At 38.1% G+C, this 12,852-nt stretch carries 12 protein-coding genes; 6 read left to right on the forward strand and 6 right to left on the reverse strand.

Going from position 1 to position 12,852, the window contains the following annotated elements:
* Positions 1-63: 63 nt before the first annotated feature.
* A complete protein-coding gene (gene fpr, locus PSE83_RS12020) occupies positions 64-810 on the forward strand; it encodes a ferredoxin--NADP(+) reductase (protein ID WP_196724876.1) in 747 nt (248 codons plus the stop codon).
* Between the two features lie 73 nt (positions 811-883).
* On the opposite strand, the gene PSE83_RS12025 is transcribed toward fpr, so the two are convergent.
* Positions 884-1,303 carry a DUF805 domain-containing protein gene (locus tag PSE83_RS12025; RefSeq protein ID WP_094961896.1) on the reverse strand — a complete coding sequence of 140 codons (420 nt, stop codon included), beginning with the start codon at positions 1,301-1,303 and terminating at the stop codon, positions 884-886.
* Positions 1,304-1,338: 35 nt separating this feature from the next.
* Between PSE83_RS12025 and PSE83_RS12030 the strand changes: the two genes are divergently transcribed.
* The 5 genes from PSE83_RS12030 to PSE83_RS12050 all read left to right on the forward strand — a co-directional run bounded on the left by PSE83_RS12030 (position 1,339) and on the right by PSE83_RS12050 (position 7,674).
* Positions 1,339-1,968, forward strand: a complete 630-nt coding sequence (locus PSE83_RS12030) for a DUF1454 family protein (protein ID WP_172412255.1) — start codon at positions 1,339-1,341, stop codon at positions 1,966-1,968.
* 178 nt (positions 1,969-2,146) lie between these two features.
* Positions 2,147-2,917 carry a triose-phosphate isomerase gene (gene tpiA, locus PSE83_RS12035; RefSeq protein ID WP_094961895.1) on the forward strand — a complete coding sequence of 257 codons (771 nt, stop codon included), beginning with the start codon at positions 2,147-2,149 and terminating at the stop codon, positions 2,915-2,917.
* A gap of 426 nt (positions 2,918-3,343) precedes the next feature.
* Positions 3,344-4,288 (forward strand): OmpG family monomeric porin, encoded by a 945-nt coding sequence (locus PSE83_RS12040; RefSeq protein ID WP_004265280.1) that lies wholly within the window; start codon positions 3,344-3,346, stop codon positions 4,286-4,288.
* A 425-nt stretch (positions 4,289-4,713) separates the two neighbouring features.
* Complete coding sequence (locus tag PSE83_RS12045) at positions 4,714-6,594, forward strand: glycoside hydrolase family 3 protein (protein WP_172767496.1); 1,881 nt, start codon at positions 4,714-4,716, stop codon at positions 6,592-6,594.
* A gap of 123 nt (positions 6,595-6,717) precedes the next feature.
* Positions 6,718-7,674, forward strand: a complete 957-nt coding sequence (locus tag PSE83_RS12050) for an OmpG family monomeric porin (RefSeq protein ID WP_004265276.1) — start codon at positions 6,718-6,720, stop codon at positions 7,672-7,674.
* Between the two features lie 150 nt (positions 7,675-7,824).
* Here the strand turns inward: PSE83_RS12050 and PSE83_RS12055 are convergent, their stop codons facing one another.
* The 5 genes from PSE83_RS12055 to PSE83_RS12075 form a co-directional block, all read right to left on the reverse strand.
* Positions 7,825-8,838, reverse strand: a complete 1,014-nt coding sequence (locus PSE83_RS12055; protein WP_272660874.1) for a sulfate ABC transporter substrate-binding protein — start codon at positions 8,836-8,838, stop codon at positions 7,825-7,827.
* Between the two features lie 402 nt (positions 8,839-9,240).
* Positions 9,241-9,681: a PACE efflux transporter gene (locus PSE83_RS12060; RefSeq protein ID WP_004265273.1), complete on the reverse strand. Its 441-nt coding sequence runs from the start codon at positions 9,679-9,681 to the stop codon at positions 9,241-9,243.
* Between the two features lie 248 nt (positions 9,682-9,929).
* Positions 9,930-10,868, reverse strand: a complete 939-nt coding sequence (locus tag PSE83_RS12065; RefSeq protein ID WP_110592819.1) for a sulfonate ABC transporter substrate-binding protein — start codon at positions 10,866-10,868, stop codon at positions 9,930-9,932.
* A 47-nt stretch (positions 10,869-10,915) separates the two neighbouring features.
* Entirely contained in the window at positions 10,916-12,067 is a 1,152-nt protein-coding gene (ssuD, locus tag PSE83_RS12070; RefSeq protein ID WP_004265268.1) for an FMNH2-dependent alkanesulfonate monooxygenase, read from the reverse strand.
* Between the two features lie 49 nt (positions 12,068-12,116).
* The gene (locus tag PSE83_RS12075) at positions 12,117-12,851 is read right to left on the reverse strand and encodes an ATP-binding cassette domain-containing protein (RefSeq protein ID WP_442960079.1); all 735 of its coding nucleotides are present in this window, start codon (positions 12,849-12,851) and stop codon (positions 12,117-12,119) included.
* Position 12,852: the final 1 nt, after the last annotated feature.

Genomic DNA, 12,852 nt, shown 5'->3' on the forward strand with positions numbered 1-12,852 from the left:
ATTCACATCAAAAATGAGTTATTTTTCAGATGGTCGATTTTAAAATATGAAGAGGTGGGATCTATGGCAAATTGGGTAACAGGAACAGTGATTGAAGCCAAATTTTGGACTGATTCATTATTCAGCTTAGTCATTGAGGCGCCAATTAAACCCTTTACCGCCGGACAATACGCCAAACTGGCACTCGAAATCGAAGGCGAACGTATTCAGCGAGCTTATTCTTATGTCAACGCACCTAGTGATAACCGACTTGAATTTTATTTTGTCATCGTCCCCGAAGGGAAACTTAGCCCAAAATTAGCACAATTAAAACCCGATGATACGTTACAGATCACAGATGAAGCAGCAGGTTTCTTCGTTCTAGACGAAATCCCTGAATGTAAAAATTTATGGATGTTATCAACAGGTACCGCCATTGGGCCTTTTTTGTCTATTTTACAGGAAGGCAAAGACCTTGAGCGCTTCGAGAACATTGTTTTACTCCACGCGGTCCGTTATGAGAAAGATTTAAGTTATTTGCCCTTAATGAAAAAGTTGGAACAACAATATCAAGGGAAATTAAAAATTGTCACCGTGGTGAGCCGCGAACAATGTACAGGTTCATTATATGGCCGTGTTCCAGCCTTAATTGAAAATCATGCACTCGAAGACGCTGTTAGCCTAGCCCTTTCGCCTGACACCTGCCACGTTATGCTATGCGGTAACCCTGAAATGGTCAGGGACACTCGCGATACACTAAAAAATAACCGTAACATGGTTAAACATTTACGCCGCAAACCTGGCCATATTTCGAGTGAGCAATACTGGTAATTTAGCATGCTACCCTGAAATATTTTCAGGGTAGCATTCATGTTATATGGTAGTCGGGCCACATGGTATGACGCTATAAATAATCCACAGTTTCTGTTTCTTCACCGTAGTGATTAACACCATCCATTCCCACAAAAGCTCCGCAATCAAGTACCATTATCATAGTAATTAATAATGGTAAAAAGCGCCCTATCCCCCATTGCCATACAGGTTCAAATTGGCTGACGTCGATTGAAAAAAGAGCAAATGCCAATAAAATCAGCGCAAACCACCCACCCGATTTTCCACGGTCATGTAAACGCTTCACAAAGATAGCGGCCAAAGGGTAAAGTAGTAAAATAAATAACGATATAGCAAGTGTTTCAGAGAATAGCAGTGCATTTTGTAACAGGGCAATTACCGTCATTAAAATAAAAATGACTGCAATACCTACCCAAAATGGCCGGCGACCGATACGGCCTTTGAAGGAAAAAGCCCATTGTTGTAATGTCATTACCTATAATCCTGATACAATGTGGAAAACTAAAAATGAGTGGCTCAAAAATGACCCAAACTTTATTTCGTTCTGTATACGCCATCATAACCATTTTTGTACTTAGTGTGCCACAACTGGCTTTTGCTCAAAAAGTCCCAACGCTGCCAGATACTGACTTTGAGGTCTCCTATTTGGCCCCTGATGCGCCTTCTTTTAACCTCACTATTCCTGAATTACGTAACCAATTCAATCAAGCATACAAAGACTTATATCTTCATGAATATAAAGTAATTGCTAGCCAAGATATCGCAGCTCCCTATATTCGAGCAGCTTCTCGAATTAACCAACAAATTTATTCCTCTGCGGTGTTAGAACGCGGAAGTGAAAAAATTAAAAGTTTACAGATCACATTACTACCGTCTGATAACCCACAAGAAAACCAAAAAAATCGACAATTAATGGAAAGTTATACCATGGCAATGGTCCGTATATTTGCCCCTGAAGTTTCACTGGATAAAGCCCCTGAGCTTACGGAAGCCTTAAATAAATTTATTGCCAATAATAGTGCAACTCACGCGGAAGAAGCTCGATTAGGCGCTTTAAGATATATTTTAGTAAAAAGTGACAATAATGTGCTTACTTTTGCTGTTGAACCGATTAAGCTAGAACAACAAACACCCTAAACTGACTGTGATCACGCTCTAAGAACAAGCATGATGAAAAGCAAAGCTATTATTATCCATTGTTCTTATAATGCAGAAGGTGAATGGCGACAACATTGTCACGTTACGCGTGTAACATAAGCGTGTGATGAATAACTTATTGATTAATCATTCAAACTCTCTGGTTGGAGGAAATAACATGCGACATCCATTGGTAATGGGTAACTGGAAACTAAACGGCAGCACACAGATGGTCAATGACCTCATCGCTGGCTTGCGTAATGAACTCAGCAGCGTTGATGGCTGTGATGTGGCTATTGCACCACCTGCGATTTATTTGACTCAAGCTAAACATGCGTTAGCAGGCAGTCGCATTGCATTAGGTGCACAAAACGTTGACGTTAACCTATCAGGTGCATTTACAGGTGAAACCTCTGCTGAAATGTTAAAAGATGTTGGCGCCAAATACATCATTATCGGCCACTCAGAGCGCCGTACTTATCACAACGAAAGTGATGAATTTGTCGCTAAGAAATTTGCTGTCTTAAAAGAACAGGGCCTGATCCCAGTACTGTGTATTGGTGAAACTGAAGCTGAAAATGAAGCGGGTAAAACCGAAGAAGTCTGCGCTCGTCAAATCGATGCCGTATTGAATTCTTTAGGTGCAGAAGCTTTCCAAGGTGCCGTTATCGCTTATGAGCCAATCTGGGCTATCGGTACAGGTAAATCAGCAACACCAGCGCAAGCACAAGCAATCCATAAATTTATTCGTACTCATATTGCGAAAAAAGATGCAGCCATTGCTGAACAAGTTATCATCCAATACGGCGGCTCTGTTAATGCCAGCAACGCAGCTGAGCTATTTACCCAGCCAGATATCGATGGTGCCTTAGTGGGTGGCGCTTCTCTGAAAGCTGACGCTTTTGCTGTTATTGTTAAAGCGGCTGCTGAAGCGAAAAAATCTAAATAAGGTTATTTTAATACCTTGAGATTAACCGCCAAATATTGGCGGTTTTTTTGTTTTAATTAATTCCAACATGAATAAAAGCATCACATCAATATTTTTATTATTCTCATAATTACCAACCATATAATACAATTACCACTTAGTTTTAAATTTAATTAACATTTATTAATTAAATTTAAAACTAACAAATAAACATATGATTAAAAACCTTAAATAAAGTTATAAATAAAAATACACCTTTATACCGACAATAATAAAACTCCCCAAAATAACAACAAGATGCAACTTATTAGATTTTTAATTTATATATACCATTCATCATCTATTAAATAATAACGGTAGACAATCTATAAAAGTTAATACACATTTATCTCTCTAATCGCTCAACTAGATAATTAACACTAATAAAACTCACCCTGAAGGATAAATATGAAATATATAGTTGGTTTAATCTATAGCATCATAATTATATTCCCTACAATTTGTTTCTCTGAATTAAATAATGACTCTTGGCGAGTTAATACCAATATCTATTTGGAAATAGAAGAATATCAAGGACAACGGGATTCATTTAATAATAAAGTCTACGATAAAATCAGCACCGTTGGGCAACTAAAGCTTTTCAACCCGCAATCTGCCTGGCGCTTTGCTCTTGAACACCGCGAATCTTTAAGGAATCATGGCCGTAACTTCACGACTTCACGGGATTCTTACATTAGAAATCGCACGCAAATTGATGCTATCAAGAAAATGATTAACACCCCAACATCAGACTTAGAGCTTGGTTTTCGTTACAGAAAAGAGTCAAACGATGTCGAACCCAACACCAAAGCACGTTCTTCGAATCGTTTATATGGCTTAACTCCTGCCGGCGAGTACCGTTTCAATGATGATTGGTCTTTTAACTTTTGGCTCTCTTATTTTTATTACAGTAATTATTTCAATGACAGCAGTCATGAAGCAGAAACCGAATTTGGTGTGACCTATAAATATTCAGATGCATTAAAAGCAAAATTCACTGTTTATATTGATAACCAATGGGATAAACATTTCAGTACCCGCTTTTTACAATCACAAGTTCGTGCGTACTTACCCATTACCATTAAACCCAACTGGAAAATCACCCCCTATGCACGTTATTTCTTACAAGAAAATACCTATGATAAAAATAATTATTTAACACAGGAAATTAAAAATGGCTTCCGCATTGGCTCTCTCGTGGAATACCAAGTCACCCCATCACTGACTTTATGGAGTGAGTTTGCCTATGAGCCTTCAACATGGAAATCACCTAAAAAGAATGGAATTACGTCAGGATATGATAATAAACAAACGCTATACCTAAGTAAAATTGGCGTAAAATACCAATGGTAACCTTTGGTTTGTAACTAACTTATTTCTCTTAAAAAAATAAGCCATGTGAAATATCATATGGCTTATATATTTTAAATTAGAAAACTACTTAAATATAAGAATAAAATATATTAAAAAGTAAATAATTAGTGAAAACATTAATTTTTTACGCTCTACCGTCGATTTAAATACCATTTAATTATAATTTATACTTACGTCACATAACAAAATAATATCAAGTTGAAATTATTCTAGGTTAAAATTAATTATTCTTGATAATTTGCTATTTAATATCAATGAGATAAATAAAGCCCCCTTCTCTATCTATTTGTACTCTATTCCTCTTACTCTGAAAGAGAGAATACTATCAACTGTGAGCACTCTCACATCATAAATATATCCAGCCACTTATTATTTTTTGAAAAATAACTTAGGGAAAATGAAAAATGAAGAAATTCACTTTACTTAGTGCTTGTATTTTCAGTGCATTTTCAATGGCTAACCCAATAACACAAGCCCAATTGAATGAATTATGGCAAGACAAACAAAAGTCTGCACAAGAAATAGTAAATAATATGTCCGAGGCTGAGAAAATTGGTCAGCTCTTCATGTTAGATTTCAGATATTGGAATAAAGACAGCCATGGAGAACCCGCTCCTTTTCTCGTTATGAATGATGAAGTTTCTAAGGTTATCAATCAGTACCACCTCGGTTCGGTGATCCTATTTAGAGAAAATCTGATTGATACACCACAAACTGTGGAGTTAATTAATAAACTTCAATCTTCCCGCAGTAACCTTCCACTATTTATTGGTACCGACCAAGAAGGGGGTTATGTCACCCGCTTACGCGTAGGCACCGAAATGCCCGGAAATATGGCATTAGGCGCAGCACGTAACCCAGCCCTTGCAGAGCTAACAGGGATGATCCACGGATATGAGCTATCCAGTCTTGGTTTTAATATCAATTTTGGCCCAGTTGTTGATGTTAATAACAACCAAAATAACCCAGTGATTGGGGTACGCTCATACTCAGATGATAAAAATTTAGTTGGCTCTCTGGCCACCAGCTATATTCAAGGCATTCATAAATATAATTTATTGACGTCACTTAAACATTTCCCGGGTCATGGAAATGTCTCTGCTGACTCCCATGTTGATTTACCCGTTGTTAATTCCGACGCGAAAACATGGCGAGACACTGAACTCGTCCCATTCAAATACGCGTTATCTCATGGTGCTGATGCCGTCATGACCGCACATATCATTGTACCAGCACTGGATGACGATAAGATCACCACACTTGCAGGTAAACAAGTTGGCACCCCAGCGACGCTTTCCAAACCTATTTTGCATGGTATTTTACGCGATGAGCTCAACTATGATGGCTTGATAGTGACAGATGCCATGGACATGGGGGCTATTGCTGACAACTTCGATATTAATTGGGCGGTAGAAACCTCGTTACTCGCTGGCTCAGATATTATTCTTATGCCAATTAAAATGTGGGACTCCCAAGCGGTTTCTCGTTTAGATAACATGTACCGCTATTTAGAAACACAAGCAGAGAAAAACCCAGAACTGAAAAAACGTATTGATGAATCCGCAAAACGTGTAGTGCTGAAAAAGCTTCAGCAAGAAATTACAGCACAACCAATAGACTTAGTGAAAGCAGAACAAGTCGTCGCATCAAAAGGCCATAAAGATATTGAAAATATGGTTTCTGAACAGGCTATCACATTAATTAAAAATGAGAATGTGCTGCCCTATCAATTAAAACCGCTGAATCGAATTTTCATTATTTCTGATGAAAAGCCACGCAATACCTTAATTCAAAAACAGTTAAATGATATCGCACAGGAAACGGGGGTTGCTATTATTACAGGCGAAAGTGTCGTTAAATTGAATGAAAGTACGCTAACTCAAGATGAAGCAAAAAAACTGGTTCAAAACCAAGATTTAGTATTACTGACGACCTATAATTTAAAGGATACGCCAACGAATGCTCAGCTTATCATTGATGCTGCAAACCAACTTAAAACCCCTATTGTTGTTATCTCTTCACGTAACCCCTATGACATTGCATACCTAAACGATGTAAACGCAAATATTGCCATCTATGGTATTACCGGATTTGATATCACCAATAATAACCGCAATTCGTTAGAAACCAATATTCGCAGCGGTTTACGGACATTATTTGCTAACACTCACGGCCAGCCGCTAAACCCACCTCAAGGGTTGCTACCCGTTAATATTAAAAACCCACAAGGTAACAAAGTGCTGTTCCCTTATGGTCATGGTGAAACCTACTCCACAATCAATTAATTACACAACCTATTAATTATTAACAATGATTTAGCCTTTATACCCCACGGTATAAAGGCCAGACACTAACGCCTTGAACTAAGGCATAAAAAATAAAATATACATAAAAATTAAAGGGTTAAAATGAAAACTTCACTGAATGGTTTACTTTTTGTTACTCTCACAGGATTGACAACATCCGTTTTCGCAGCTGATCAGGTCAATAATGATTACTGGCGCGTTTCTTCCAACGTCTATATGGAACTCGAAAAATTTGAAGGACACCATAATACCAGCGGTCGTAAGGTCTACGACAAAACCACGATGGTTGGCCAGCTATTTTTAGCGAATCCTGAATCAAAATGGAGCTTTTTTCTGGAACATAAGGAATCATTAAGAAGCTACAACCACAATTTCTCAACATCCAAAGACTCTTTTATTCGTAATCGTACGCAAATTGGCGCTACTCGGAAAATGTATGCGAGCGATATTGGTCAGTTCAATTTGAATGTCACCTATCGTAAGGAATCAAATGACTCTGCACCGGGCACACAGGCACGGCCATCGAATACTATGTTTTGGTTAATGCCTAGCGGGACATACAATTTCAATGATAAGTGGGCATTTAACTTTTGGGATGCGGTTTACCATTACGATAATTTCCATGCCCCCAATAGTTATGAGTGGGAATCCGAACACGGACTTGTTTATAAGGTCAACGACTCTGCAACCGCCAAAGTCTATCTATACACCGATTGGACATGGGATAAAGACTTTAATAAGACATGGGAACAAAACCAAATTCGCGGTTATTTTCCTATCACGTTAAACCAGGACTGGAGCGTAATGCCTTATTTTCGTTATTATTTAAATGAACATAACTATGATAGTAACAAACGCACTACCCAGAAAGTTAAAGACGGCTACCGTGTCGGGACACAAGTTTTTTATAACTTAACACCAAAACTAACACTATGGGGCGGCTTCGCGGTTGAACCTAGTACTTGGGAAAACCCAAAAAATGCAGGTATCACCTCAGGTGGCAACAACCGTCAAACATTTTATCTTGGCCAGTTAGGTGTCAAATACCAGTGGCAATAATTAGCCCTAGTTTACATCTCAGATAATACTCAAAATAGTTCGTGCTGTAGCTAGGCGGCAAGAAAAGCTAATCCCTAGAAGCATACACCAGTATGTGACTAGGGTTAGCGAACGTAGCCAACAACGCTACAGTGCGAAATATGAAGAGTATTAGCGTTGGATGATTTCGTCGAACACCCCCCCATTCGCAAAATGAGTTGCTTGTGCCGCTTGCCACCCTCCGAAACTTTCATCTACCGTCAGTAACTTAAGCTCAGGAAACTGCTGCTGATATTTTTGAGCCACTTCCACATTTCGTGGACGATAGTAGTTTTTCGCTGCAATTTCCTGCCCTTCCGCAGAATAGAGGTGCTCTAGGTAAGCTTCGGCAACTGCCCTGCGGTCACGTTTATCGACAGTTTTATCAACAACAGCGACAGTTGGCTCAGCAAGAATCGAAATACTTGGCGTCACTATCTCAAACTGCCCACTTTCCCCTAACTCATTGATAGCGAGTAAAGCCTCATTCTCCCAAGCAATTAATACATCACCTATACCGCGTTCAACAAAACTATTGGTTGCGCCGCGAGCCCCCGAATCGAGTACTTCCACATTTTTATAGAGCTGTTTAACGAATTGTTTCGCTTTTTCAGGGTTTTGCTGATTTTTATCTAACGCATAGCCCCATGCTGCTAAGTAATTCCAACGTGCTCCGCCGGAGGTTTTCGGGTTGGGTGTCACCACGGAAACGTCTTTGCGGACTAAGTCGTCCCAATCTTTGATATTTTTCGGGTTATCTTTACGAACGAGAAAGACGATAGTCGATGTATAAGGAGCTGAATTATCGGGGAGCTTTTTTATCCAATTTTTATCTATACGGCCACTTTGTGCTATAGCATCAACATCATAGGCTAAAGCTAAGGTAACAACATCAGCTTCTAATCCATTCACCACTGATATGGCTTGCTTACCTGAGCCACCATGAGATTGCCGAACGGTAACGGTATCGCCCGTTTTCTTTTTCCAATAATTACTGAACTCCTGATTATATTGCTGATAAAACTCACGAGTCGGATCATAAGACACATTCAACAATTGAATATTTTTCGCCCAAGCCCCTGTTGCTAACAGTAATAGCAATGCCGTCGTAAATTGTGATTTTGTTACCTGCCATGAACGTGTCATCCACATTTCCTCATTAAATTTATGATAAGAAGAGGCTGACAGATAGCATCAATTACGGGAAATAATTAAAAAGAAAAACTTATAAGAATGAGGAATATGTGAACAAAGAATAAAAGATAAAGACTTACAAATAGCCCTCTTTTAAAACGTATCGTTTATTCCACATTAGGAAAAAGCCATGTAACACTCAAAAGGGTTTAAGCGATATTAGCGTTCGCAAAAGTCAGCTGGCCATTTTTATTATGGCCAGCCTTCTGAAAAAGTATATTTGGTAAATAGAGTATTTGATCTGCAACCTAGAATAGGATAAAAACGTTTAAATCTATTTCCTTATTTACAAGAGTACCCTATTATCAATGTTTCCTTAGGTAACAAATAGAAGGAAACACAACCTTGACATTATCATGTCATTTTATTTTCCTGCGGCAATGCTGATTTTGGTAAACCAAAGATTTTGTCAAAAGCCAAATTAAAAAAGAAAGTATAAATTGGGATAAAAATAATTAAGGCAAAATCGAATATTAATGCTTGTAAAAGACTAATTGACAGCCACCATGCAATTAAAGGAATTAAGAAAGCAACTAGTGTTATTTGAAAAAGTATAGCGTGAACAAAACGGCGTCTAAATGTTCTAATACGTGATTTTTGTTTCGATTCCCAATATTCAAATGCGGTATTGAAAATAAAATTCCAACTAACGGCAATAGTAGTTATTACTAAGGCTAATGGCCCTGTAGTTCCTGCTGAATTACCAGAAAGAAAAGCCAGTGCCAATGCGGAAATAAACCAGCCAATAACTTCATAAATCGTTATAAATACAATTCTACGTTTTATTCCCTGCATTTCTCCACCTCCAATATATTATTACCAATAAAATGACAGAGTAAATATTCGTCAATATTAATAAAGCTCAGCCACTTAAGTTTTTATCGCAGGAGACAATTTCATCTACTAGAAAGCGGCAAATGATATAACATTAAGTAGTAAAACATCTGATTATACGAAAAACCGTGTTAAATATTCTCGTATTAAGCTGGCGACTTTATATAAAACTTTATCAATTATTAGATTTAAATATTTTTATTAAAAAATTAATTTTCCTTAATTATCCATTGTGCTTTTTTAACATCAACAGGTTCAGGAATTAGACGTGCTTTTACAAAAATATCTGCAATTTTTTGTTGCTTCGCAAACGAATCATCACTCATATGAATAAACCCATAATTTGCGCGTTGTAATGCTTTTAACCATATATCTTTGCTTAGCCCTGTTGATACTGATAAGACTTCTGAGGTTTCTTGAGGATGTGTATTAACCCATTCACTTTGTTGTATTAGTTGCTCAATAATTACTTCAACATATTTAATTTTTTTTTCAGCAAAGTTACGGCTAGCAAGGAAAAAGGTGTAATGAGGAACTAAATTTTCACCATTAACGATTTGACGGACTGACAAGTTAGTTTCAACTTCAGCTAAAAAAGGATCCCAAATCGCCCATGCATCAGTTGCCCCTTTCTCAAAGGCTGCTCTCGCATCTGATGGTTGTAAATAAACTGGGATAATATCACTGTAATTAAGCCCCGCATGTTGCAATGCGGCCAAAAGTAAATAATTCACATCAGAACCTTTATTTAATGCGATCCGTTTTCCCTTTAAATCATTGATAGACTTAATTGATGAATTTTCAGGAACAATAATTGCCTCTGATTTGGGATTAGCTGGTGAATGACCTAAATAGACAAAATCAGCTTGTGCTGCTTGAGCAAAAATAGGTGGTGCATCTCCCGTCGCGGCTAAATCAATACTTCCTAGATTTAACCCTTCTAACATTTGCGGTCCTGCGGGAAATTCAATCCAATTAATATTAACATCATATTTTTTAAATTCGCTTTCTAACGAACCTCGATATTTTAATATTGCAAAAATATTGGCTTTTTGATACCCAATATTAATTTTTTTCACTTCTGCGAAAATAAAGTTGGGGTAGATGAAAATCAGCAATAATGAAGCAAATAGTATTAACTTTTTCATAGTAGGACTCCTGATAGGATTAATTACCTCAAATAGTTTTCACTCACTTATTTTGGCCTTGAATCATTGGCAATTGTTTCACCAAATGGCCCAGTATTAATACATGAACTAGAGAAAGAGAACTCTTTTAGTCCTTGTAATAACGGCATTACTAACTCTGCAAACCGGTGTGCTTCCTCTAAATGCGGATAACCTGAAAAAATAAACTTACTAATACCCACGGCTTGATATCCCCTAATTCGTTCTGCAACTTGCTCAGGTGAACCAACTAAAGCCGTTCCGGCTCCGCCTCGAACTAAACCAATACCGGCCCATAAATTAGGTGCAATAAATAAGCTATCTTTAGAGCCATTATGGAGTGCTTGCATACGCTTCTGCCCCATTGAATCCATACGCGAAAAAATAGATTGAGCTTGAGCAATCACTTCATCATCAAGATGTGAAATCAGCTTATTCGCCGCATCAATAGCCTCTTGCTCTGTTTCTCGCACTATCACATGTAAGCGAATTCCAAATTCCAATTGGTTACCCTTTTCATCTGCTAGTTTCCGCACAGCTGTAATTTTTTCAGTTACATCAGCAATTGGTTCGCCCCATGACAAATATGTATTAATATGTTCTGCTGCAACCGCTAACGCAGCTGGCGATGAGCCACCAAAATACAATGGAGGACCTAATGGTTGTACTGGTGGAAATAGCAATCCTGCATTTTCAACATTTATATGTTCTCCTTGATAATTAACTTGCTGCTCTCCACGGATCAACCGTTTATAAACTTCAAGGAATTCCTTTGTCACTTTATATCGCTCTTCATGATTTAAAAAAATCCCATCACCTCTATTTTCTATCGGATCACCTCCTGTAACCACATTTACCAATAATCGTCCATCTGATAGTCTATCCAAAGTAGAGGACATGCGAGCAGCTAGTGAAGGAGGTTGAAGACCTGGTCTAACCGCCACTAAAAAACGTAATTGTTTGGTCACTGAAACCAATGCTGCAGCAATTAACCACGAATCTTCGCAGCTTTTACCTGTTGGGATCAGCACACCATGGAAACCTAAACTATCCACTGCGATAGCAATTTGCTGCAAATAAGGTAATGTCACGGGACGAGCACCTTTCTGAGTGCCTAAATAGCGCCCGTCTCCATGCGTCGGTAAAAACCAAAATATCTGTAGTTCTTGCTGTGCTGTCATGTTTAATCCCTATTCAATTGATAACAATCAGAAATTATTTTTAATACCTCTAAAACTCTGTAAGTGCACTCAATACCTTCGATTCAAGTTCAATCAACCTAGAGTTAGTCAGTGTTCTGGGATAATCTTCATTTACTTGTAAATCAAAATACAGCCCGCCATCCTTTAACATCAATACTCGTTCAGAGGTAAACACAGCTTCATGCACATCGTGTGTTACAAGCACAACGGTAAATTTGTATTCTTGCCATAGCTTAATGATCAACTGCTGCATTTCTATTCGAGTTAATGCATCAAGTGCACCTAAAGGCTCGTCAAGTAATAGTAAACGAGGACGATGAATAAGTGCTCTTGCTAATGCGACACGCTGTTTCTGTCCACCAGATAATGTTGCAGGCCATTCATTAGCTTTATCAAGCAGTCCAACGGCATCTAGCGCTTCAAGTACCTCATTACGCCATTTTCCTTTAAGTCCAAGCTCTACATTCTCGACAACTTTTTTCCATGGTAGTAATCGCGGCTCTTGGAACATCATGCGTGTATTATTATAAAAATGAGCTAGTGATAGTGTTTCGCTCGTGATTTCCCCTGACGAGGGAAAATCTAAATTAGCTATTAGGCGTAATAAGGAACTCTTACCACAGCCACTGTGCCCAACAATGGCGACAAATTGCCCTGCAGGAATTGTAAAGCTAAGGGATTTAAGTACTTCATGAGCACCAAACTGTTGAGTAATCTGGTTAACATTAACTGTAATGCCTTCATTTCTAAGAGGTTGATTTATC

The organism is Providencia sp. PROV150 (assembly GCF_028481025.1).
In the GTDB taxonomy this organism is placed as follows: domain Bacteria; phylum Pseudomonadota; class Gammaproteobacteria; order Enterobacterales; family Enterobacteriaceae; genus Providencia; species Providencia hangzhouensis.